This is a genomic window from Micrococcus sp. Mcc89, from assembly GCF_024519795.1.
GTDB classification, from domain to species: domain Bacteria; phylum Actinomycetota; class Actinomycetes; order Actinomycetales; family Micrococcaceae; genus Micrococcus; species Micrococcus luteus.
On the sequence record NZ_JALJRI010000109.1, the window covers coordinates 1 to 22424 of the forward strand.

18 protein-coding genes are annotated in these 22424 nt (G+C 73.5%); 7 read left to right on the forward strand and 11 right to left on the reverse strand.

Annotation, left to right across the window (positions count from 1 at the left end; genetic code table 11):
- Positions 1-71: 71 nt before the first annotated feature.
- The 3 genes from NR072_RS10145 (at position 72) to NR072_RS10155 (ending at position 4650) form a co-directional block, all read left to right on the forward strand.
- Positions 72-434, forward strand: coding sequence for a restriction endonuclease subunit S (locus NR072_RS10145; protein WP_256837161.1), 363 nt, complete (start codon positions 72-74; stop codon positions 432-434).
- Positions 435-481: 47 nt separating this feature from the next.
- On the forward strand, positions 482-3931 hold the full coding sequence (locus NR072_RS10150) for a DEAD/DEAH box helicase family protein (protein WP_256837137.1): 3450 nt from the start codon (positions 482-484) through the stop codon (positions 3929-3931).
- A 254-nt stretch (positions 3932-4185) separates the two neighbouring features.
- Complete coding sequence (locus NR072_RS10155) at positions 4186-4650, forward strand: hypothetical protein (protein WP_256837139.1); 465 nt, start codon at positions 4186-4188, stop codon at positions 4648-4650.
- A gap of 133 nt (positions 4651-4783) precedes the next feature.
- Here the strand turns inward: NR072_RS10155 and hutG are convergent, their stop codons facing one another.
- The 7 genes from hutG to NR072_RS10190 form a co-directional block, all read right to left on the reverse strand.
- Positions 4784-5830: a formimidoylglutamase gene (gene hutG, locus NR072_RS10160; protein WP_256837141.1), complete on the reverse strand. Its 1047-nt coding sequence runs from the start codon at positions 5828-5830 to the stop codon at positions 4784-4786.
- A 74-nt stretch (positions 5831-5904) separates the two neighbouring features.
- Complete coding sequence (locus tag NR072_RS10165; RefSeq protein ID WP_049158295.1) at positions 5905-6420, reverse strand: CoA-binding protein; 516 nt, start codon at positions 6418-6420, stop codon at positions 5905-5907.
- Between the two features lie 3 nt (positions 6421-6423).
- Complete coding sequence (locus NR072_RS10170; RefSeq protein ID WP_256837143.1) at positions 6424-7794, reverse strand: O-acetylhomoserine aminocarboxypropyltransferase/cysteine synthase family protein; 1371 nt, start codon at positions 7792-7794, stop codon at positions 6424-6426.
- A gap of 225 nt (positions 7795-8019) precedes the next feature.
- Complete coding sequence (locus NR072_RS10175) at positions 8020-8952, reverse strand: hypothetical protein (protein WP_256837144.1); 933 nt, start codon at positions 8950-8952, stop codon at positions 8020-8022.
- A 209-nt stretch (positions 8953-9161) separates the two neighbouring features.
- Positions 9162-9698 (reverse strand): metallophosphoesterase, encoded by a 537-nt coding sequence (locus NR072_RS10180; RefSeq protein ID WP_256837145.1) that lies wholly within the window; start codon positions 9696-9698, stop codon positions 9162-9164.
- An 8-nt stretch (positions 9699-9706) separates the two neighbouring features.
- Entirely contained in the window at positions 9707-10513 is an 807-nt protein-coding gene (locus tag NR072_RS10185) for a DUF1648 domain-containing protein (RefSeq protein WP_256837146.1), read from the reverse strand.
- Positions 10514-10528: 15 nt separating this feature from the next.
- Positions 10529-11407, reverse strand: coding sequence for an EamA family transporter (locus NR072_RS10190; protein ID WP_256837147.1), 879 nt, complete (start codon positions 11405-11407; stop codon positions 10529-10531).
- 201 nt (positions 11408-11608) lie between these two features.
- Here NR072_RS10190 and NR072_RS10195 point away from each other — a divergent pair, with 201 nt between their 5' ends.
- Together NR072_RS10195 and NR072_RS10200 are read left to right on the forward strand one after the other, a co-directional pair.
- On the forward strand, positions 11609-12487 hold the full coding sequence (locus tag NR072_RS10195; protein WP_256837149.1) for a siderophore-interacting protein: 879 nt from the start codon (positions 11609-11611) through the stop codon (positions 12485-12487).
- A gap of 197 nt (positions 12488-12684) precedes the next feature.
- The gene (locus tag NR072_RS10200; RefSeq protein WP_256837150.1) at positions 12685-13974 is read left to right on the forward strand and encodes a M20 family metallopeptidase; all 1290 of its coding nucleotides are present in this window, start codon (positions 12685-12687) and stop codon (positions 13972-13974) included.
- On the opposite strand, the gene acs is transcribed toward NR072_RS10200, so the two are convergent.
- A complete protein-coding gene (acs, locus tag NR072_RS10205) occupies positions 13923-16127 on the reverse strand; it encodes an acetate--CoA ligase (protein ID WP_256837151.1) in 2205 nt (734 codons plus the stop codon). The two genes, NR072_RS10200 and acs, sit on opposite strands and share 52 nt — an antisense overlap.
- Positions 16128-16338: 211 nt before the next feature.
- On the opposite strand from acs, the gene NR072_RS10210 reads away from it, so the two are divergent.
- Positions 16339-17595 (forward strand): acyl-CoA dehydrogenase family protein, encoded by a 1257-nt coding sequence (locus tag NR072_RS10210; protein WP_230282351.1) that lies wholly within the window; start codon positions 16339-16341, stop codon positions 17593-17595.
- 31 nt (positions 17596-17626) lie between these two features.
- Here NR072_RS10210 and NR072_RS10215 read toward each other — a convergent pair whose 3' ends face one another.
- From NR072_RS10215 to NR072_RS10225, 3 genes are read right to left on the reverse strand one after another with little or no spacing between them, the layout of a single operon-like run.
- Positions 17627-18493 (reverse strand): ABC transporter permease, encoded by an 867-nt coding sequence (locus tag NR072_RS10215; RefSeq protein WP_036317100.1) that lies wholly within the window; start codon positions 18491-18493, stop codon positions 17627-17629.
- Positions 18490-19509: an aliphatic sulfonate ABC transporter substrate-binding protein gene (locus NR072_RS10220; RefSeq protein ID WP_256837159.1), complete on the reverse strand. Its 1020-nt coding sequence runs from the start codon at positions 19507-19509 to the stop codon at positions 18490-18492. Before NR072_RS10220 ends, NR072_RS10215 begins: the two co-directional genes overlap by 4 nt.
- Complete coding sequence (locus tag NR072_RS10225; protein ID WP_098093753.1) at positions 19506-20354, reverse strand: ABC transporter ATP-binding protein; 849 nt, start codon at positions 20352-20354, stop codon at positions 19506-19508. Before NR072_RS10225 ends, NR072_RS10220 begins: the two co-directional genes overlap by 4 nt.
- A gap of 476 nt (positions 20355-20830) precedes the next feature.
- On the opposite strand from NR072_RS10225, the gene NR072_RS10230 reads away from it, so the two are divergent.
- Positions 20831-22252 carry an LLM class flavin-dependent oxidoreductase gene (locus tag NR072_RS10230; RefSeq protein ID WP_256837160.1) on the forward strand — a complete coding sequence of 474 codons (1422 nt, stop codon included), beginning with the start codon at positions 20831-20833 and terminating at the stop codon, positions 22250-22252.
- The last annotated feature ends 172 nt before the right edge of the window (positions 22253-22424 follow it).

A 22424-nucleotide genomic window follows, 5' to 3' on the forward strand; every position in this document is an offset into this window, starting at 1 on the left:
GTCTCATCTCAGTCCGGCCCTCGTGCCAAGAACCTCATGACCCACAACACCTAGTGCGAGCAGGAGCGACGATGGTCTGTTGCATAGGAGCGACCATCGGGAAGGTGGGCATTGTGGCCGAACAGTCTGCATTCAATCAACAGATCAATGCGATCGAATGGGGCCCGGACATGGATGACCTATATGGGTACTTTACGATGCGCGCTCAGTCGGATGTGGTGGCGGCTCGAGGGTCTTCTACGACGATGCCAATTCTTGCCAAATCGAAGTTCGAAGAGTTGCTGATTCCTGTCGCTCCCTTTGAGGTTCAAGAAGGGTTTGCGCGGGTCGCCTCTAATGTTTCCCGGGTGCGCTCGAATCTGGTCGCGGCATGGGAGGCCGAGCGTCAGCTCTTCGCCTCCCTCCAGTCCCGTGCCTTCCGGGGCGAACTCTGAGATCCTGATCCCATTCGCCTGAGAACGGACCGGACGGAGCCGCGAGCATGAGCAGCAACTTCGACTTCCTCGCCCCCGTGTGGCCGCGGGTCCACGAGAACGCCGTGCGGGCGGAGTCGTACCTGCACGCGGACCCGCGCTCGGCCTGCTTCTACGCGCGGCGCACCGCGGAGCTCGTGGTCGAGGGCATCTACCGGTTGCGCAACCTGCCGGAGCCGTACAAGGCGGACCTCGCGGCCCGCATCAACGCGGACGCGTTCCTCCACGAGGCCGACGCGCGGATCGTGCAGAAGCTCAACGTCATCCGCCAGCGCGGCAACGACGCCGTTCACAAGCTCCTGGACATCGACCCCCGCACCGCCGCATTCGTGCTCACCGAGCTCCATCACGTGCTCCTCTGGGCGGCGTTCCGGCACTCCGCCGCCGGTCCTGCCCTGGACATGCAGGCTCGTTTCGACCCGGCCCTCGCTCCGCAGGCCGCCCCGCTCACGCGCGAGGAGGTCGTCCAGCTCAACGACCTGATCGAGAAGAGGGACGCTGAGGCCGCCGCCGCCCTCGGCGCCTCCGAACAGGCCCGGGCACAGCTCGAAGCCGACCTGGCCGCCGCCCGCGCCGAACTGACCGCGGCCAAGGAGGCCGCGGGCGCCGTCGTCGACCCCCGTGACTACACGGAGAACGACACCCGGGACCTGTTCATCGACCAGCTCCTGAATGAGGCCGGCTGGCCGCTCACGGACACCCGGGGCCGCGAGTTCCCCGTCACCGGCATGCCCACCCCCACCGGCGACGGGTTCGTGGACTACGTGCTGTGGGGCGCGGACGGCAAGCCGGTCGCACTCGTCGAGGCGAAGCGGACCACCGCCAGCGTGCAGCTCGGCCAGGACCAGGCCGCCCGCTACGCCGACGCCCTCGAGGCCCGCTTCGGCCGCCGGCCCGTGATCTTCTACACCAACGGCGTGGAGCACTACCTGTGGGACGACGCCGCCGGCTACCCGCCCCGCCAGGTCCGCGGCTTCTACACCCCCGCCCAGCTGGACACCCTCATCCAGCGGCGCGCCGGCCGCAGGCCGCTCGCGCAGACCCCCGTCAAGGCCGAGATCGCTGGACGGCCCTACCAGGAACGCGCCATCCGGGCGATCGGGGAGGCCTTCGAGAACAAGCGCCGCGCCGCACTGCTGGTGATGGCCACCGGCACCGGGAAGACGCGCACCGCCGTCGCCCTGGTGGACCAGATGGCCCGCGCCGGATGGGTCAAGCGCGTGCTCTTCCTCGCGGACCGGCAGGCCCTCGTGAAGCAGGCCGCGGACGCCTTCGTGGAGCACGGCTTCGCCGGCACCACCGTGAACCTGCTGAAGAACCGGCACGGGGAAGGACGCATCTACGCCTCCACCTACCCCACCATGCTCGGCCTCATCCAGGAGTCCACCGGCCAGGGCGCCCGCTTCGACCCAGGATACTTCGACCTGGTGATCGTGGACGAGGCCCACCGGTCCGTATACGCCAAGTATGGCGAGATCTTCCGCCACTTCGATGCCCTCCTCGTGGGCCTCACCGCCACCCCCAAGGACGAGATCGACCGGAACACCTACGGCCTCTTCGGCCTCGAGCCCGGCGTGCCGACCGACGCCTACACCCTCGACGAGGCCGTGGCGGACGGGTTCCTGGTGCCGCCGCGGGGCGTCTCCGTGGGCACCACCTTCCTGCGTCGCGGCATCCGGTACGACCAGCTTCCCGCCGAGGAGCAGGAGGCCTGGGACGCGCTGGACTGGGGCGAGGACGGGGCGCCCGAGGAGGTTTCGAGCGAGGAAATCAACCGGTTCCTCTTCAATGCGGACACCGTGGACCGCGTGCTCTCCACCCTCATGGAGCACGGCCACAAGGTGGCCGACGGCGAACGGCTCGGCAAGACCATCGTCTTCGCCAAGAACCAGCCGCACGCCGAGTTCATCCTGCAGCGGTTCGACGCCCAGTGGCCGGAGCTCGGCGGCCGGTACGCCCAGATCATCACCCACGCCAGCCGCTACTCGGACGCCCTGCTGGACGACTTCAAGACCCCCGGCAAGGCCCCGCACATCGCCATCAGCGTGGACATGCTGGACACGGGGGTGGACGTGCCCGACGTCGTCAACCTCGTGTTCTTCAAGCTCGTCCGCTCCAAGACCAAGTTCTGGCAGATGATCGGCCGCGGCACCCGCATGCGCCCGGACCTCTACGGGCCGGGGAGGGACAAGGAGGACTTCCTCGTCTTCGACTGGTGCCAGAACCTCGAGTTCTTCAACCAGGACCTCCCGGAGTCCGACGGCTCCACCCAGAAGTCCCTCACCCAGCGGCTGTTCGAGGACCGGCTCGCGCTCGTCGTCGCCCTCGACGCCCTGGACGACGACGCCGGGGCGCCCGCCACCGTCGGGCCGGAGGAACGCGCGGTGCGCGAGCTGCGCCGCACCGCCGCCGAGGAGCTGCAGGCGGCCATCGCCCGCCTGACCCTCGAGAACGTCCTGGCCCGCCCCCTCCGCCGGGAGGTCGAGGAGTTCCAGCGGCCTGAGGCGTGGACGTCCCTGAGCGCCCAGGCCGCCGAACGGGCACACGCGCTGGCCGGGGTGGTCACCGGGTTGCCGGGGGAGGACGTCGACGCCAAGCGCTTCGACCTGCTCATCGTGCGCCGGCAGCTGGCAGACCTCACCGGGGAGGCCGGCACGTCCGAGCGCATCCGGGCCACGGTGCAGTCCCTCGCGGAGAACCTGCTCTCCAAGGACGCCATCCCCGCCGTCAAGGAACAGATCATCCTCCTCGAGGCCGTGGCCGGGGAGGAATGGTGGGAGGGCGTCACTCTCGGCATGCTCGAGCACGCCCGGAAGAAGCTGCGCGGGCTCGTCCAGTTCATCGAGAAGGTCCGCCGCTCCCGCGTATACACGGACTTCGCGGACACGCTCACGCAGCTTGAGGAGGTCGACGTCGTGCGGCCGGCGCCCGGTGTGGACATCGAACGGTTCTGGGCCAAGGTCAGCGAGCCGCTGCGCCGCAACGAGTCCTCGCTGGCGCTGCAGAAGCTGCGCCACGGCAAGCAGCTCACCGAGCAGGACCTGGAGTCGCTCGAACAGCTGCTCCGGAGCATCGGGGCCGAGGACGTGCACCTGGCCGCGGCGAAGTCCGAGGGCGAGGGACAGCTGGGCCTGTTCGTGCGCATGCTAGTGGGGATGGATCGTGCCGCCGCGCAGGGTGTGGTCGCGGACTTCGTCCAGGACCGGACGCTCACCCAGGCGCAGATCCGCTTCCTGGGTCACATGGTGGAGGAGCTGACCGCCAACGGCGTCCTGGACGCCGGCCGGCTGTTCGAGTCCCCCTACACGGACGACGCCCCCGAGGGGCCGTTCGGCCTGTTCGAGGAGACGCAGGTGTACTCCCTGCGCGAGCGGCTGGACTTCGTCCGGACGTCTGCGATGGTGCCGGGACCAGAAGCGAACGCGGGCGGGGACGAGGCGCGCGGCGTCGTCGCATGACCTGACCGGACGGTGAGCCGAGTCGTGATATCCGCCCTTCTGCGAGCCTCCAGTTTCTATGACTGCTCACGTAGTGTTCAGACATGACTCCCGTCACCTGCCCCAGGGCCCCCAAGCGAGGCCATAGGAAAGAGACTGCTCGTGCACGTTGTCCGCACTGTGGCTCTTCCCCAGGTCTGGGCGTTACCTCACCAACAGAGACATTGATCGCTCTGCCCCCAGGGCCGGAGGGTGTCGATAGGCAGACTTCCTCAATGGAATGTGAGCGACGTCGTCGAATCGATGAAGTGCTTCAGTTGGCTGGTGACCTTCTGGTCGCGGAAAGCATTCGGGAAGTCCGTACGCACCTTCTCGATTTTGCCGTAGCCGACGACGAACAGGGGCGTGGACGAGCGCGGAGCCATGCTATCTGCCAGGTACTTGCCGAGGTGGCGAATGCGCTAGATCCAGGCGAATACATCGATGAAGCAGCCGATCGCATCAGGACAGTCCTCACCACGGCAGGTCTTCCTCGACCGGTCGTCGCCTTGGCAATCGCAGCGACAAAGAAGATTGCAGCGGGAGCCGTGGAGGGGATCAATCCGACTGGGCAGATTCGTTTGGCGATCTGGATGCTCATCTCTGTGCTCTGCCCGAGGCCGGAGGTGTGCCCGGCTCAGCCAAAATCAGGCGTGGAGGTTCTTAAAGAAGCTCTGGAAGATGCAGAGTCTGCTTTCTGATCATCACAGAGGCTGAGTGACCCTCAACGCACCTCGCTACCTCAGCGGCGGTGGCGGCCGACGATCGTGTGGATCAGCCGCACCGCGGCCCTCGCGGTGCGGCCCCCCGCGACTGAAGGGACCCCCGGCCCGCTCAGGCCAGCAGCGAGGCGTCCGTCCGGTGACGGCTGACGATCGTGTGGATCAGCCGGGCCGCGGCCTTCGCCGTGCGGCCGTCCACGTCCAGGGCCGGGTTGAGCTCCACGACGTCGGCCAGGGCCAGCTTCCCGGACTGGGTGGCCTCCACCGCGCACGCGTGGATCACCTCGTACGGCACGCCGAAGCCGGCCGGTGCGCTCACCCCCGGGGCGACGGCGGCCGGCAGCACATCCAGGTCGATCGTCAGGTAGAGCACGTCCACGGCGGTGATGAACGAGCGCACCCAGCGGCGCACGCCGGTGACGTCGGCGGTCTGGGCCTGCTCGTCGGTCACCCACGTGACCCCGCGTTCGCGCGCGGTGTCGAACAGGACACGGGTGTTGTTGGCCTCGCTGATGCCCACCACCGCGTAGGAGAGCTGATGCTCCGCCCCCTCCGCGTCGCGCAGCGCCTGCAGGAACGGGGTGCCGGAGCTGGGCCGCGGCGCCTCGCGCAGGTCGAAGTGCGCGTCCAGGTTGAGGATGCCCACGCGGGTGCCCGCACCCACGCGTGTGGAGCCGGTCAGGCCCGTGATCGAGGCGTAGGCGGTCTCGTGTCCGCCGCCGAGCACCACGGCCAGGTCGTGGGCGTTCAGCAGCCCGCTGACCACCGTGCCCAGCTCGGCCTGGCCCGCCTCGAGCTCGCCCGGGGCGTCGTCGTCGCCGCGGTCCACGGACACGTCGCCCGCGTCCACGAGCGCGCCCGTGCCCTCGAGGTACGCGAGAGAGGCGAGCGCGCCGCGCAGCGCCTCCGGGCCGTCCTCGGCGCCCACGCGGCCGTGGTTGCGGCGCACGCCCTCGTCCGAGGCGAAGCCGACGAGCGCCGTGGACCGCGCGCCCGACGTCGGCGCGCCGGCGCCGGGGTGGCGCTGCGTCGCCGTGGGCTCACCGCGGCCGTCGGCGGGGCGGACGACCTGGTGCCAGCGCAGGTGCTCGGGGGCGTCGCCGTCGGTGCGGCCGGTCCAGGCGGGGGAGAGGGAGGTGGTGGGGAGCTCGGAGGTCATGGGCCCATCCCACGCCATCGACGGGCGGGTGCGCAACGAGGGCCGGACGATGCCCGACATGGGGCGTCGTCCGCCTAGCGGTCCAGTTCCTGGCGCCGTGAGCTGATCACGCCGGTGACGAAGCCGGCGAGGTTGAGTCCGCCGTGGAAGCGGGCGTGCTCGATCTTCACGCAGCGATCCATCACGATCTCCAGGCCCGCGGCCTCGGCCTGACGCGCGGCGTCCTCGTTCCAGATGCCCAGCTGCAGCCACACGGTCCGGGCGCCCACGCGGGCGGCGTCCGCCACCACCTCGGGGGCGTCGGAGGACTTGCGGAACACCTCCACGAGGTCCGGGGTGACGGGCAGGTCGTCCAGTGAGGCGTACACGCGGTGGCCGAGGATCTCCTTGCCGGCCGCGGCGAGCACGGGATTGACGAAGTAGACGTCGTACGTGGTCGAGCTCAGCAGGTACGTGGCCACGAAGTAGGACGCACGGGCCGGCTTGTCCGAGGCGCCCACGATCGCGATCGAGCGGGTGCGCCGCAGGATCGCGAGGCGCTCGGGGGCGCCGGGGCCGATCCAGGTCCGTTCGGGGTGGGTGGTGCTCATGGCTCAGGCCTCCTGCTCTGCGGGGACGACGGCGCCGTCGCGGGTGCGGCCGGTGGCCTCGGCCAGGGCCTGGTCCAGGTCCCAGAGGATGTCCTCGAGGTCCTCGATGCCCACCGAGATGCGGATCAGGTCCGCCGGGATGCCCGCGGCCACGAGCTGCTCGGCGGTGAGCTGCTGGTGGGTCGTCGTGGCGGGGTGCAGCACCAGCGTCTTCGCGTCGCCGATGTTGGCCAGGTGGGAGGCCAGCTGCAGCGCGGAGATGAAGCGCGACGCCGTCGCGCGCCCGGCCTCCGGACCGGAGGCGCCGTCGTCGGTGTCCGTGGCCGCCGGGGCCACGCCGAAGCTGAACACCGAGCCGACGCCCCGGGGCAGCAGCTGCTGCGCGCGGGCGTGGTGCGGGTGGTCGGGCAGGCCGGCGTAGCGGACCCAGGAGACGCGCGGGTCCTCGTCCAGCCAGGTGGCGACGGCGCGGGCGTTGGCGAGGTGGGCGTCCATGCGCGGGGCCAGCGTCTCGACGCCGAGCAGCAGCTGGAACGCCGACTGCGGGGCCAGCGACGGGCCGAAGTCGCGCAGCTGCTCCGAGCGGAGCTTGGTGAGGAAACCGTACTCGCCGAAGTTGCCCCACCAGGAGACGCCGCCGTACGAGGGCACGGGCTCGGTCATGGACGGGAACTTGCCGTTGTCCCACGGGAAGCGGCCGGACTCCACCACGACGCCGCCGAGCGTGGTGCCCTGCCCGCCGAGGAACTTCGTGGCCGAATGGATGACGATGTCCGCGCCGTGCTCGATCGGCCGGATCAGGTAGGGCGGGGTGAGGGTCGCGTCCACGACGAGCGGCACGCCGTGCCGGTGGGCGACGTGGGCCAGGCCCGGTAGGTCCACGACGTCACCGGAGGGGTTGGCGACGATCTCCGTGTGGACGGCCTTGGTGTTGGGCTGGAGGGCGGCCTCGAAGTCCGCGGCCTCGGCGGAGTCCACGAACGTGGTCTCGACGCCGAACCGGCGCAGGGAGACGTCCAGCTGGGTGATCGTGCCGCCGTAGAGCTTCGAGGACGCCACGATGTGGTCGCCGGCCCCGGCGAGGGCCGCGAAGGTGACGAACTCGGCGGCCATGCCGGACGCCGTCGCGACGGCCCCGATCCCGCCCTCGAGCGTGGCGACCCGCTCCTCGAACGCGGCGACCGTGGGGTTGCCGATCCGCGAGTAGATGTTGCCGTACTTCTGCAGCGCGAAGAGGTTGGCGGCGTCCTCGGCGGACTCGAACACGAACGAGCTGGTCTGGTGGATCGGCACCGCGCGGGAGCCGTGGACGGCGTCCGGGACGGCGCCCGCGTGCAGCGCCTGGGTGCGGAAGCCGAACTCGTGGTCAGCCACGGGGGTCCTTTCGATGGAGGCTTCGGGACAGTCCGACCCATTGTCCCGGGCGAGGTGCGCCGGGGGCAGGGTGGGCACGTCGCAGAGCGTCACGCGGCGCAGGCCGGTGCCGTGCAACGCGGGTTGAGTTATCACCGGTTACGCGGGCCTGGACCCGTGACAACTCAACCCGCGTTGGACGGGACCCATGACAACTCAACCCGCGTTGGGACGGGCGGGGGCGGATCAGCGCGTGCGGGCGAGCCGACGCCGGACCAGCCCTACGATCCGCCCGAACCCAGCGCGCTGGTCCTCCCAGGTGCAGCGCAGGGTCGTCCATTCCCGTTCGAGGCAGTACGCGTCCCGACGGGCGTCCCTCGCCTGCTGCTGAGCCGTGCGGTGGCCGGCGCCGTCGTACTGGAGGGCCAGGCGCGCCGCCCGGTACCCGAGGTCCACGACGGGCGAGGCCGGGTCGGCCGGGTCGACAGCGACCTGCAGCTCCGGCTCCGGCAGCCCGGCCCGGATCAGCGCGAGCCGGAGGAAGGTCTCGGGCGGGGAGTCGGCCCCGACGCGCACCTCCGCCAGCGCGGCACGTGCGAGACGGACACCCGGCCGGCCACGGCAGCGGGCGAGCACCTCCGACAGCTCGGACACGGTGGCCACGGGGTCCGCCCGGCCCGTCGGCGTCCACGGCGGACGCACCAGGTGGTCGCCGTCCGCGATGAGCCAGTCCACCTCGTGGGGGCGGAGCATCCCGGCGAGGTCGAACCAGGTGCGCGCCGCCGTCGTGACGCGCTGGCCGTCGGGAAGCTCGAGCACGTGGTCGGAGGGCAGTCGCACCCGGTGGCTGACGACGCCGCCCAGGTCGGTCCGGTGCGTGCGCGCGGACCGGTCGAAGGTCAGGTGCAGTCCGGCTGGCCGCGTGAGGCGGGGCGGCAGCGGCAGTCCGTGCCAGAGGGCGGCAGAGACGTGGGAGACCACCCCGCCCGTGAGGCGGACCAGCGCGGCCGCGCCGTCCGGGGCGCACGGGTCGGGGATGCCCGCGGTGTGCACGCCGCGGCAGATCCGGGCGAGGTCTGCCGCGAGGGTGCGGCGCCACGGCAGGCCGGCGGCGTGCAGCTCGGCCGTCGTGAAGGCGCCCGCGGCGAGGGTGGACGGCAGGGGCGTGCGCGCGGTCATGGGGTGAGCCTGCCGCCCCCGGGCCCTGCGACGGACCGGACCGACGCGCCCTGGGGAGGGCCGCCGTCGTCGTGGTGGCTGTGCAGGAGCGGCCGACCCGCCGGTCATGGTGGCACCGGCGCGACGCGGGTTGAGTTATCACGGGTGCAAGCCGCCTGGACCCGTGATAACTCAACCAGCGTTGCAGGGGGGAGCGGCCGGCCCGTCGGTCACGGCGTGCGGTCGACCGGCACCAGCTCCACGTCCTCGAGCCGTCCGTCCCGCGCCACCGCGCGCATGAGCGTGCACTCGGGCTGCCGTCGCCGGTCCGTGCAGGAGCCGGGGTTGAGCAGCCGCAGTCCCGGGTTCGCGGTCTCCGGCCCGGCCACGGTGTCCCACGGGATATGGCTGTGCCCGAAGACCAGCACGTCCGCGTCCGGGAACGCCGCGGCCATGCGGCGCTCGCGGCCGGCCGCCGGGCCCGTCTCGTGGACCATCGCGATCCGCACCCCGCCGATCTCCACGCGCGCCACCTCGGGCAGCCGCGCCCGCAGCCCCGGCCCGTCGTTGTTGCCCCACACGCCCACCAGCCGGGCGGCCCGTGCGTCGAGGTCGTCGAGCACGTCCTCGGTCACCCAGTCGCCGGCGTGGAGCACGACGTCGGCCCGCGCCACCTCGGCCCGCACCTGCGCGGGCAGGGCACGGGCACGCCGCGGGATGTGGGTGTCGGCGATCAGGAGCAGGCGGACGGCGACGTCGTCGGGCACGGTCCGCCTCACCGTGCCGCGAACGCGCCGAGCCAGAGCGCCAGAGGCAGGCCGACGATGAACACGGCCACGAATCCGCGCACCAGCCACCGGCCCACCGGGGTGGCGAGGTTGACCGTCACGCCCACCCCGTAGCCGGGGCGCTTGGCGGGGAAGACGGCCGGGTCCTCGGGGTCGCGCTTGAGCCCCAGGGGCGTCCACACCTCGTCCTCGGCGCGTTCCGCGGCCGTGGGCCGGTGCCCGAGCTCCGCCGCGACGCGGTCCGACCAGCGCGTCCACCGCCGCGTGCTGGCCCGCATCGCCGGGAAGATGCCCACCATGAGCACGGTCAGCGTGAGGGGCAGGATCCACCACGGCATCGTCCACGCCCCGGCGGCGAGCACCTCGGCCGTCATCGGGGCCAGCACCAGCACGATGAGCACGCACGACCACCCGAGGCTTTCCTGGACCCCGCGGTGCACCCCCGCCTGGCGCACGCGCCGCCACGGGGACAGCGCCGGATCCGTGGGGACGAGGGCGGTGACCATCGCGGAGACCAGGGCCAGGAACCCCGTCACGCCGAGGCCGATCAGCGGCCCCACCGCCACCGTGCCGAACGAGGTGTCCTCCCACGCATCCGGTCGCCCGTCGACGCCCCAGTGCGTGGGCACGCGCTCCGGCAGGCCCGGCAGGGCGACGAGGGCCCACCCCAGCAGCGCCAGGCACAGCACGGCCGCGAGCAGGAACGGCAGCCACGGACGCAGCCGGCCACGGCGCAGGGCGGCGCGCTCGGCGGCGGGGACGTCGTCGGGGGCGGGACGGGACGGGTGGGGCATCGACACAGGCTAGCCTCAGCCCCTGCCCGCCACACCCGGTGATCGGCCCGTCCAGACGGCGGCCGCGCACGCCGCGATCACCAGCAGCATCCCCGCCAGGTCCAGCGGGGTGAGCTCCTGCCCGCGCACGGCCCACGCCGTCAGCGCCGCCGCGATCGGCGAGAGGCACGTCAGCAGGGAGAACAGCGCGGTCGGCATGCGGCGCAGCACCTGCAGGTCGATCCCGTACGGCACCGCTGTGGACAGCAACGCCACGGCCAGCCCCACGCCCAGCACCACGGGGGAGAGCAGGGCCGCCCCCGCCGTCGCGACGCCGACCGGCAGCGCCACGAGGGACCCGGCCGCCGTCGCCAGGGCCAGCCCCTGCACCCCCGGCAGGTGGGTCCCCGCGCGCCGCGAGAGCAGGATGTACCCCGCCCAGCACGCCGCCGCGGCCAGCGCGAGCGCCACCCCCACCGGGTCCAGCCCCGCCCCGCCGATCCCGCCGTCCGCGCTGAACCCCTCCCGGCCGAGCACCCCGATCCCGGCGAGCGCGAGGGCGGCCCACGCCACCGACCGCCACGACGGCCGCGCCGCCACGGACAGCGCCAGCGGCCCGAGCACCTCGAACGTCACGGCCACGCCCTGCGGGATCCGCGCGAATGCCTCGTAGATGGCCAGGTTCATGCCGGTCATGGCCGCGCCCAGCCCGACGACGGCGGCCCACCCCCGGGTGCCCAGGCCGGCGAGGGCGGCGCGGCTCGGCCGGGTGACGAGCAGCAGCACGGCCGCGGAGAACACCACGCGCAGGGCGACCATGGCGGACGCGCCGACGTCGTCGAACAGCAGGCCCGCCACGGACGCGCCGAGCTGCTGGCTCAGCAGCGAGAGCAGGACGAGCAGGACGAGACGCACGCCCACAGCCTAGGGGCGCGCCGCGCCACCCCGGCCCCGGCCGGCGCGGGAGCGCTGCTGCCCGAGGACCACCGGGGGGCCCGGTTCCGCTGACCCCGAGGCCGCGGAAAACAACACGCTGACGTGCGCTAATCCGCCTCGTCGTGGGAAAGTGGGGGACGCGCGCCCGCGCAGACCCCGCCCCGATCCCAGGAGGCCCGCATGGCCCGGCCCCAGACCGTCCTCACCGTGGTGGCCGCCCGCCGGCTCACCCCGCACCTCGTGCGCCTGACCCTCGGCGGCGAGCAGTTCGACGCCGTCCACGCCCGCTGGGCGGAGAAAGGCGCCACGGACCAGTACGTGAAGCTGCTCTTCGCCGACCCCGCGCTCGGCCTCGAGCCCCCGTACGACCTGGACGCCCTCCGCGAGCGCCTCGCCCCGGAGCAGCTGCCGGTCCGCCGCACCTACACGGTGCGCCGCATGGACGCGGCCGCCCGCACCATGGACGTCGACTTCGTGGTCCACGGCGCGTCCGACGACGGCGCCGCCCCCGGGCACGACGGCGGCCTGGCCGGGGCGTGGGCGGCGTCCGAGCCGGTGGGGCAGCAGGTCGCGTTCCTGGGCCCGGGCGGCGCCTACCGACCCGACCCCACCGCGGACTGGCACCTGCTCGCCGGCGATGAGTCCGCGCTGCCGGCGATCGCCGCCGCCCTCGAGGACCTCGCCGCCACGGACGCCGCGGCGGCCGGTCTCGCGCTGATCGAGGTGACCGACGCCCGGAACGAGGTGCCCCTGACCGCGCCGGCCGGCGTCGAGGTGCGCTGGCTGCACCGCGGCGGCCCCTTCACCCCGGAGACGACGCGGTTCGCCGCCGCCGTCGAGGACGCGGCGTGGCGGGAGGGGCGGGTGCACGCGTTCGTGCACGGCGAGCGGGAGCAGGTCAAGCGCGTCCGGGCGTACCTCACGGACGTGCGCGGCGTGGACCGGCGGCAGCTGTCGGTGAGCGCGTACTGGGCCTACGGCCGTGCCGAGGATGTGTTCCAGGCGGAGAAGCAGACCCCGGTGGGGCAGATCTTCGAGGACGGCACCACCGGCGGCTGACCTGCACGGGGACGGCACATCGGCGGCTGCGCCTCCGGCCCGCCGCGGACGCCACCTTCACCGAGTGGAACGCGGTCGAGGCGCCCGAGGCCCCCGCCAAGGAGGACGTCTTCGACCTGGCCGAGCTGCAGGAGCTGGCCGGCTGACCCGCTGGGCGATCCGGGTGGGCCGGCGGGCCGCCACGGCATGATGTCCTGATGGACCGCACCGCCCCCACCCCGCCCGCGAACGCCCTCGCCCCGGACCTGCCGGAGGACATCGCACGGGAGGCGATCGCCTTCCGCCGCCGCCTCCACGGGCATCCGGAGCTGGACCTGCACCTGCCCCGCACCCAGGCCGCCGTCCTCGAGCGGCTCGAGGCCCTGCGCGCCGAGGCGGGGGAGGATGCCGCCACCGGTCGCCCCGCGCTGGAGACGAGCGTGGGCCGGGCGCTGAGCTCCGTCGTCGTGGTGCTGCGCGGCGGGGCCCCGCTGCCGGAGGGGGCCCGGCGGCCGGTCGTGCTGCTGCGGGGGGACATGGACGCCCTGCCCGTCACGGAGGAGACCGGGCTGGAGTACGCCCCCTCCGTGCCGGGCACCATGCACGCCTGCGGCCACGACCTGCACACCGCCGGCCTCCACGGCGCGCTGGCGTGGCTGGTGCGCCGTCGCGGGGAGCTCACCGCCGACGTGGTGGCCATGTTCCAGCCCGGGGAGGAGACCGGCGGCGGCGCCCTGCACATGATCCAGGAGGGGCTGCTGGAGGCGGCCGGGCGACCGGTGGACGCCGCCTACGCGATCCATGTCTCCTCGGGCACGTACCCGCGCGGCGTCCTGCTCAGCCGCCCGGGGGCGATCCAGGCCGGCTGCGACGACCTGGTGGTGACGGTGCACGGTCGAGGCGGGCACGGCTCGGTGCCGCACCTGGCCCAGGATCCGGTGCCCGTGGCCGCCGAGATGGTGCTGGCGCTGCAGTCCGTGGTCACCCGGCAGTTCGACGCCTTCGACCCGGTGGTCGCGACCGTCGGGCACCTGAGCGCGGGCACGGCGGCCAACATCATCCCGGACAGCGCCACCCTCGCCCTCACCCTGCGGACCTTCTCCGCGGACGCCCGCGCCCGGCTGCTCTCGGCCGTGGAGCGCCTGGTGCATGGGATCGCCGCGGCGCACGGCATGAGCGCGCAGGTCCGGACGGACTGCGCGTTCCCGGTGACGGCCAACGATCCGGACGCGGTGGCCTTCGTCCGCGGGGTCGTGGAGGACCTCTACGGGGCCGACGCCTACCGGGAGCTGCCCGAGCCCGAGCCCGGCAGCGAGGACTTCTCCGAGGTCCTCCAGCGGGTGCCCGGCGCCTACGTCCTGCTCGGGGCGGTCCCGGAGGGCATGGACCCGGACGAGGCCCCGGTCAACCACTCCCCGCAGGCCGTGTTCGACGACGCCGTGGTGCCGCGGGCCGCTCAGGTGCTGGCCGAGCTGGCGCTGCGGACGGCGCCGGGGCCGGCGTCCTGAGCGCGGCGGCCGGCCCGGAGCACCTCGGCGATCTGCCCGACGCACGGCTCGTTCTGCAGGCTCGTGGTGTCCCCGAGCGCGGTGCCCTGGTGCAGCTGCGTCAGCAGCCGCCGCATGATCTTGCCCGAACGGGTCTTGGGCACGTCGGGGACGAAGACCACCTCGGCGGGCTTGGCCACCGGCCCGATCACCCGCCCCACGTGCCGCCGCAGCTCCTCGGCGCGGTCGGCGGCGGAGGCGCCGGGGCCGTCATCGCCGGCCAGCCAGCTCTCGTGCGCCACGACGAAGGCGACGGCGGCGTGCCCGGTGGTCTCGTGCGGCACGGGGCACACCCCCGCCTCGATCACCTCCGGGTGCGCCACGAGGGCGGACTCGATCTCGATGGTGCTCAGCCGGTGCCCGGAGATGTTGATGACGTCGTCCACGCGCCCGAGGATCCAGACGTCGCCGTCCTCGTCCCGCTTGGCGCCGTCGCCGGCGAGGAACCAGCCCGCCTCGCCCTGGTCCGCGTAGTCCTCCCAGTACGAGTGGAAGTAGCGGGCCGGGTTCTGCCACACGGTCCGGGCCATCGACGGCGAGGTGCGGGTGACCACGATCCGACCCTGCAGGCCCTCGGGCGTGGGGGCGCCGTCGTCGTCGACCACGGCCACGTCCACCCCCGGCAGGGGCCGGGAGCCGCAGCCCGGCTTGAAGGCCGTGTCCGTGGGGCGGGGGGAGAGCACGGTGGCGCCCGTCTCGGACTGCCACCACGTGTCCACCATCGGCAGGTCCGGGGTGTCCCGGCCGATCTGGGTGCGGGCCCACGTCCAGGCCTCCGGGTTCACGGACTCGCCCACGGTCCCGATCAGGCGGATCGAGGACAGGTCCGGACCGCCGTCCGCGTGCGCCGGGATCCCGTCCGGATGCCAGCCCTTGAGCGAGCGGATCAGGGTGGGCGCCGTGTAGTAGCTCGTCACCCGGTAGCGCTCGATCACCTCGAAGTGCCGGCCCGGGTGCGGGGCGTTCGGCACACCCTCGTAGATCACCTGCGTGACCCCGTTCGAGAGCGGACCGTAGATCTCGTAGGTGTGCGCGGTGACCCAGGCCAGGTCCGCGGTGCACCAGTGGACGTCGTCGTCGCGCCGTGCCGGGTCCGGGTGGGAGAACAGGAAGTCGTGCGTCCACGAGGCCGCGGCGAGGTACCCGCCGGAGGTGTGCACGAGCCCCTTGGGCTGTCCCGTGGTGCCGGAGGTGTACATGATGAACAGCGGGTGCTCCGCGTCGAAGGCGCGCGGGGTGTGGGTGTCCGGCTGGCGGTCCACGACGTCGTGCCACCACAGGTCTCGGCCCTCGGTCCACGGGATGTCCCGGTGGCCCGTGCGGTCCAGGACGAGGATGTGCTCGATCGCGTTGTCCCCGGACACGGCCTCGTCCGCGTTGGCCTTCACGGGGACGGCGGCACCGCGGCGGAACTGGCCGTCGGTGGTGACGAGCAGCTTGGCGCCCGTGTCCTCCACGCGGAACCGCAGCGCCTCCGCCGAGAACCCGCCGAACACGAGCGAGTGCACGGCGCCGATCCGCGCGCACGCCAGCGTGATGACGATCGTCTCGACGAGCACGGGCAGGTACACGACGACGCGGTCGCCCGCCTCGATGCCCAGCTCCTCGAGGGCGTTCGCGGCCTGGGCGACCTCGCGCTGCAGCTGTGCGTAGGTGACGGCGCGGCGGTCGCCGGGCTCGCCCTCGAAGTACAGGGCGACCTTCTCCCCGCGCCCCGCCGCCACGTGGCGGTCCACGCAGTTCACGGCCACGTTCAGGGTGCCGTCCTCGTACCAGCGGATCTCCGGGCCGCGCTCGGCGGCCGGGTCCGGGGCGGTGAGGGAGTGCGTCCGGGTGAAGGGTCGCTCCCAGCTCAGACGTCGGCCGGCCGCCTCCCAGAACGCGAGCCGGTCCGCCTCGGCCACCGGGCGGCCGTCGCCGCGCCCGCCGTGCAGCCGGTCCGCCGGGCGGCCGGGGTGGACGTCCGGGTCGGCGGCGTCGACGAGCGCCTGCGGGAGGGGGCCGGGCAGCGTGGCGAGGGCCGCGGCGGGCACGCCGTCGTTCGGTCCGCGGACGGCCCCGGAGGCGCCCTCCTCGGCCGGGTCGGGGCGGGCGGGGTCCTCGGTGGGCGTCATGGGCGGCGGTTCCTCCTGGTCGGCGGGTCCGACCAGGGTAGGGACGCCGACGACGGCGCCGCGCCCGCCGTCGTCACCGGCGGTCATGCTCGGCCCGCCGGACCCCCGCGGGCGCCCGGCGCGGGCCAGGGCGACGGCGGCCGGTGTGGATCCCGTCCCACGGCCGGGGCGCCCCGGCCGCCGGGCCGCCCGCACGTGTCAGAGTAGGTCCATGACCACCTACGCCACCCTCGCCGCCCGGTACGCCGACGCCTTCGACTCCGTCGCCCACGGCGAGCGGGCCCGCGAGGCGGGCCGGCACCTGCCGTTCGCCGCCCTCGGGGAGCTGCAGGCCGCCGGGTTCGGCAAGGTCGGTGTCCCCGAGGACGCGGGCGGCGAGGGCGGCGGCAGCGAGACCGTGCTGCGCCTGCTCATGGACCTGGCCGCCCGGGACGTGAACACCGCGCACGTCTGGCGCTCCCACCTCGTGTTCATCGCCACGGCCATGGACCAGGCGCCCGCCCGCCGGGAGCGGTGGCTGCGGCACATCGTCGACGGGGACTGGGCCGGCTCCGCCCTGGCCGAACGCGCCGGCGGGGCCGCGCCGGGCCGTGCCGCCACCCTGGCCAGCCGGGACGAGGGCGGCACCTGGGTCGTGCGGGGGCAGAAGTACTACGCGACCGGCTCGGCCTTCGCCACGTGGACCGCCGCGACCGTGGGCATCGAGGGGGCGGACCTCGTCTCCCGCCGGAACTCCAAGCGGGCCGGGGGCGCGGTCCGCGAGCCGGACCGGGCCGTCGCCGTCGTGCGCGTGCGTCAGCCGCGCGTGGGCATCAAGGACGACTGGGACGGCTTCGGCCAGCGCCTGACCGCCACCGGGTCCGTGGTGCTCGACGACGCCGCGGCCGAGGAGCTGCTCGAGGTGCCGCGGCAGGACGGGCCCGTGCCCGTGCTCATGGAGGCGACCCTGCTGGCGCTGCAGGCCGGGATCGGCCGGGCGGCGCTCACGGAGGGCACGCAGCTGCTGCGGCAGCGGCGCCGCACCTTCAACACCGGCACGGCCGCGCTGCCCAAGGACGACCCCCAGCTCCTCGAGATCATGGGGCAGCTGGCCGGGCGGCAGGCCGCGGCCGAGCTGATGGTGCGCGAGATCGGGCGGCTGCTCGACGAGGGGCAGGACGGCGCCGACGGGGCCGGCCCGGCGGAGGCCGACGTCGTGGCGGCGTCCGCCGAGGCGATGGCGGCCGCGTACCGGGCCCAGGCCGTGGTGCCGGAGGCCGTCCTCGAGGTGTGCACCCGCATCTTCGACACGCTCGGCGCGTCGGCGACGTCGGCCGCGCTGCGGCTCGACCGGCACTGGCGCAACGCCCGCACCCTCGCCACCCACGACCCGGCGGCGTTCAAGGTGCGCATGGCCGGCGACTGGCTCGTGAACGGCACCCCGCCGACCGCCTACACGTCGGCCGGCGAGGTCCCCGAGGGGGACTGACCCGACGACCGGGCGGCCGGACGTGCCGGGCTCAGGCCCAGCGGCGCAGGGCCCGGCGCTCCAGCAGGCCGAGCAGCCAGTCGGTGAGCTTGCCGAGCACGGCGAGCAGGATGATCGCCAGGATCAGGCGGTCCGTGCGTCCGTTGTTCTGCGAGTCGGTGAGCAGGAAGCCCAGGCCCATCGAGGAGGCGATCAGCTCCGCGGCCACCAGGAACAGCCAGGCCTGGGCCAGGGCCAGCCGCAGGCCGGAGAACACGGCCGGCACCACGGCGGGCAGCTGCACCGTCCGCAGCAGGGACAGCCCGTGGTAGCCGAAGGCCCGTCCGGCCTCCACCAGGTGCGGGTCCACGTGGCGCAGGGCCGCGTAGACGGTGGTGAACACCGGGAAGAACGCGCCGATCGCGATGAGGGTGACCTTGGACTCCTCGCCGATCTGCATCCAGAGGATCAGCAGCGGCACCCAGGCCAGCGAGGGCACCGCGCGCAGCGCCCCGATCAGCGGGGCGAACAGCGCGTCCGCCCACCGGGACAGCCCGAGCGCGGACCCCACGGCCAGCCCGAGCGCGGCGCCGAGCAGGAAGCCCAGCAGCACGCGCTGGGTGGAGATCCCCACGTGCAGCCACAGGTCGCCCCGCTCCAGCAGGTTGACGCCGGCGCTCAGCACCGCCCCGGGCGAGGGCAGCTGCACCGCGGAGAGCAGCCCGGCGGCCGTCACCGCCCACCACAGCACCAGGAGGACGGCGGGCACGGCCAGCCCCACCACCGCCCGGGCGCCGGGCCGCTCCAGCAGCCGAGACCGGTGCCGCCGGCGCGCCCCCGTGTCGCCGTCGTCGTGACCCGACCGCTCGCGTGCCTCGGGGTCCGTCGTCGCGGCGGGGGTGGTCGGGGCGGTGCTCATCGGATGGCCTCCTCGGCGAAACGGGTGTCCAGGATGCTCGCCAGGGCGGCGTCCACCTGGTGCTGGTAGTCGACGGACCCGGTGTCGACCAGGATCCGTCCGACCCCCGTCAGGGCGTCGAGCAGCTCCTGGCCCGGCACGGGGCTGACGTCCGCGTTGGTGCGTTCGAGGATCACGGTGCGGGCGACGTCGGGGGAGATCTTTGCTGCCTCGGCCAGGATCCCGACGGTCTCGTCCGGGTGCTCGAGCGCCCAGGCGCGGGCGCGTTCGTACGTGTCCAGGACGGTCTGGGCGGTCTCCGGGTCCTTTTCGAGGAAGGACTCCGTGGCGTTGAGGACGGAGAACGTGTTCAGGGCGAGGTCCCGGTACAGGAAGCGGGCGCCCTCGGCCTCGGCCTTCGCCATGATCGGGTCGAGCCCGGACCACGCGGCCACCGATCCGCCGGCGAGGGCGGCGCGGCCGTCGGCGTGCTGCAGGTTCTGGATCTCGACGTCGGCCGGGTCCACCCCGGCGGCCTCGAGCGCCTGCACGGCGAAGAAGTACGGGTCCGTCCCGCGCGTGGCGGCCACCGTGCGGCCCGCGAGCTGGGCGACGTCCGTGATGTCCGAGCCGGGCGGGACCATGAGCGCGGACCACTCCGGTCGCGAGGCGACGCCCACGATGCGCGTGGGCGCTCCGTTGGCCCGGTTCAGCAGCGCGGCCGAGCCGGCCGTCGACCCGATGTCCACGGAGTTCGAGCGCAGGAGCTCGTTGGCCTTGTTGGAGCCGGCGGAGAACACCCAGTTCACCCGGACGCCGCGGGGCGCGAGCGTCTCCTCCAGCCATCCCTGGTGGCGGATCACGAGGGAGAGCGGGTTGTAGGTGGCGTAGTCGATGCTCAGCGTGTCCGGACCGTTCACCGGCCCGGCCGTCGCCTCACCCTGCAGGACGCATCCGCTCAGGCCCAGGGGCAGGGACGCGGCCAGCAGGCCGAGCGCCGTGCGACGGGTCAGGCGTGCGGTGCCGGTGCCGCTCATCGGGCGTGGCTCTCGACGCCGAGGCCCTCGAGGAGCTCGGAGCGCAGCCGGGCCAGGCGGGCGTCCGCGCGGTCGCGGGGACGGGCCCCCGGCACGTCCACGATCCGCCCCACGGTCGCTCCGGGGCGGGCCGCGCCGTCGGGCACGGGGACGTCACGGGAGAGCAGCAGCACGCGGTCGGCGAGCTGCAGGGCCTCCTCCACGTCATGGGTGATGAGCAGGACGGTGGTGCCGGTGGCGGCGTGCACGTCCAGCAGCAGGTCCTGCATCTTCAGGCGCGTCAGGGCGTCGAGGGCGCCGAAGGGCTCGTCGAGCAGCAGCACGCCGGGGCGGCGGGCCAGGGCGCGGGCGAGCGAGGCCCGCTGGGCCATGCCGCCGGAGACCTCCCGGGGGCGGTGCTCCGCGAAGGGCGCGAGGCCCACGAGCTCGAGCAGCTCCTGCACGCGGGCCCGGCCCGCGGCGCGGTCCAGCCCCCGGGGCAGGCCGAGTTCCACGTTGCGGCGCAGGGTGCGCCAGGGCAGCAGGCGCGGCTCCTGGAAGCCGACGGCGGTGCGCTCGTCGTAGGGGCGCACGGGCGAGCCGTCGATCAGCAGCTCTCCGTCGAAGTCCGGGTCCAGGCCGGCCACGGCGCGCAGCAGCGTGGACTTGCCGCAGCCGGAGGCGCCGATCACGGCGAGCACCTCGCCGGGCGCCACGGTCAGGTCCACGTCGCGCAGGACGACGCGTGGTCCGTCCGCGGTGGGGAACGTGCGCCCGACGCCGCGGAAGACGACGTCGAGGCTGTGGCGGTCCTCGTCCCGGACCGGGGTGGAGGCGGTGGCACGGGAAGGCGCGTGCACGCTCATGGAGGGCTCCCATCGTCGCTGCGTCGTCGGTGTCGGCGCCGGACGGAGACGGATGCCAAACAGACCACCGCGGGCCCGGTCGGCTGCAAGTCTGCCCCGCCGCCGGCGCCGGAGGGCCGCACGGGCGTCACACCGGGGGCGCCGGGCCCCGCGCCGATCCCGCGCCGAGCCGGCGCCGAGCCAGCGCCGAGCCAGACGTTTCGGTCGTCTCCGTAGGGTGGAGGCAGCAGATTTCTCTGGCTCAGCGCTGGGGCGCCGTTGAGTCGCCGCAGGGCCGCCGCCCGCGGACGTGTCCTCCGTCACGGTCGGGGCATGTCACGAACCGGGCGCCGGACGCGTGGCCGGGCCCGGCGGGGCCGTCATGAACCCCTGGGCCGGACCGGCTTCCACCGCCGGCCGCGTCAGCGTTGCATGGTGCGGAACCGTCGCCCGCCCGGCCGCGCCCCTGCGACCGGGCGGCCCTGGAAAGGAGACCCATGAGCACCGCCGAGAACGCCGGGGCCGGAGCACCCACCCGCCCGGACGAGCACCGCGAGATCCTCTTCAACGCATTCGACATGAACTGCGTCGCCCACCAGTCCCCGGGTCTCTGGCGTCACCCCGACGACCACGCCCGGGACTACAACAGCCTGGGCTACTGGACGCACCTGGCGCAGACGCTGGAGAAGGGCCTGTTCGACGGCCTGTTCATCGCCGACGTCCTCGGCCCGTACTCCGTGTACGGCGGCACCTCCGAGGCCGCCATCAGGACCGGCGCGCAGACCCCCGTGAACGACCCGTTCCTGCTCGTCTCCGCGATGGCCGCGGTCACCGAGCACCTCGGCTTCGGCGTCACCGCCGGCACCGCCTACGAGCACCCCTACCCGTTCGCCCGCCGCCTCGCCACGCTCGACCACCTCACGGGCGGCCGCGTGGGCTGGAACGTGGTCACCGGTTACCTGCCCTCCGCCGCCCAGAACATGGGCCAGGACGACCAGATGGAGCACGACGAGCGCTACGAGCACGCCGACGAGTACCTCGACGTCGTCTATAAGCTCCTCGAGGGCTCGTGGGAGGACGACGCCGTCGTCTACGACAAGGAGTCCGGCGTGTTCGCGGACCCGGCCAAGGTCCACGACATCGCCCACGAGGGCACGTGGTTCAAGGTCCCCGGCCACGCCGTCACCGAGCCGTCCGTGCAGCGCACCCCCGTGATCTACCAGGCCGGCGCCTCGACGCGCGGCCGCGCCTTCGCCGGCAAGCACGCCGAGGCCGTGTTCATCAACTCCCCCACGAAGGAGCTGGCGGCCGCCACCGTGAAGAAGATCCGCCAGGCCCTGGTGGACGCCGGCCGTGACCCGTACGACGTGAAGATCTTCGCGATGCAGACGATCGTCACCGGGGCCACCGACGAGGACGCGCGGGCCAAGTACGACGACCTGGCGCAGTACGTGGACCCGCTGGGCGGCCTCGTGCTCATGTCCGGCTGGATGGGCATCGACCTGTCCCAGTACGACCTGGACGAGCCGATCGGGGACGTGAAGTCGAACGCCATCCAGTCCACCGTGGAGACCTTCCAGAAGGCCTCCGGCACGGACGAGGAGTGGACCGTGCGCAAGCTCGCCGAGTGGGTGGGCATCGGCGGCTTCGGCCCCGTGATCGTGGGCGGCGGCGATTCCGCGGCCCGCCAGCTCGTCGAGTGGGCCGACGAGACCGACGTGGACGGCTTCAACCTCGCCTACCACATCACCCCGGGCGCCTTCGAGGACGTCGTGGAGTTCGTGGTGCCGGCGCTGCAGAAGCTCGGCCGCTACAAGACCGCGTACACGGACGGCACGCTGCGCCACAAGCTCTTCGGCCGCGGCGACCACCTGCCGCAGAACCACCACGGCGCATCCTTCGCCCTGCGCCGCCGGTAGGGTGACGCCGTTGGACGAGGCCGAGACCGTCCGACTCGAGGCCGCCTGCACCACGGGCCGTCAAGGCCCGCAGTCGGTCCGCTGGGACATCGCCGGCCGGCTCGACGGCTGCGGCGTCGTGTCTCGGCCGGTGAGGGGCAGGAGCCGCCCCTGAAGTCCCTCCTCGACCAGG

Coding starts and splice junctions, on each gene's coding strand:
- NR072_RS10145 (WP_256837161.1), top strand. CDS start 72: ATGGTCTGTTGCATAGGAGCGACCATCGGGAAGGTGGGCATTGTGGCC.
- NR072_RS10150 (WP_256837137.1), top strand. CDS start 482: ATGAGCAGCAACTTCGACTTCCTCGCCCCCGTGTGGCCGCGGGTCCAC.
- NR072_RS10155 (WP_256837139.1), top strand. CDS start 4,186: ATGGAATGTGAGCGACGTCGTCGAATCGATGAAGTGCTTCAGTTGGCT.
- hutG (WP_256837141.1), bottom strand. CDS start 5,830: ATGACCTCCGAGCTCCCCACCACCTCCCTCTCCCCCGCCTGGACCGGC.
- NR072_RS10165 (WP_049158295.1), bottom strand. CDS start 6,420: ATGAGCACCACCCACCCCGAACGGACCTGGATCGGCCCCGGCGCCCCC.
- NR072_RS10175 (WP_256837144.1), bottom strand. CDS start 8,952: ATGACCGCGCGCACGCCCCTGCCGTCCACCCTCGCCGCGGGCGCCTTC.
- NR072_RS10185 (WP_256837146.1), bottom strand. CDS start 10,513: ATGCCCCACCCGTCCCGTCCCGCCCCCGACGACGTCCCCGCCGCCGAG.
- NR072_RS10195 (WP_256837149.1), top strand. CDS start 11,609: ATGGCCCGGCCCCAGACCGTCCTCACCGTGGTGGCCGCCCGCCGGCTC.
- NR072_RS10200 (WP_256837150.1), top strand. CDS start 12,685: ATGGACCGCACCGCCCCCACCCCGCCCGCGAACGCCCTCGCCCCGGAC.
- acs (WP_256837151.1), bottom strand. CDS start 16,127: ATGACGCCCACCGAGGACCCCGCCCGCCCCGACCCGGCCGAGGAGGGC.
- NR072_RS10210 (WP_230282351.1), top strand. CDS start 16,339: ATGACCACCTACGCCACCCTCGCCGCCCGGTACGCCGACGCCTTCGAC.
- NR072_RS10215 (WP_036317100.1), bottom strand. CDS start 18,493: ATGAGCACCGCCCCGACCACCCCCGCCGCGACGACGGACCCCGAGGCA.
- NR072_RS10220 (WP_256837159.1), bottom strand. CDS start 19,509: ATGAGCGGCACCGGCACCGCACGCCTGACCCGTCGCACGGCGCTCGGC.
- NR072_RS10225 (WP_098093753.1), bottom strand. CDS start 20,354: ATGAGCGTGCACGCGCCTTCCCGTGCCACCGCCTCCACCCCGGTCCGG.
- NR072_RS10230 (WP_256837160.1), top strand. CDS start 20,831: ATGAGCACCGCCGAGAACGCCGGGGCCGGAGCACCCACCCGCCCGGAC.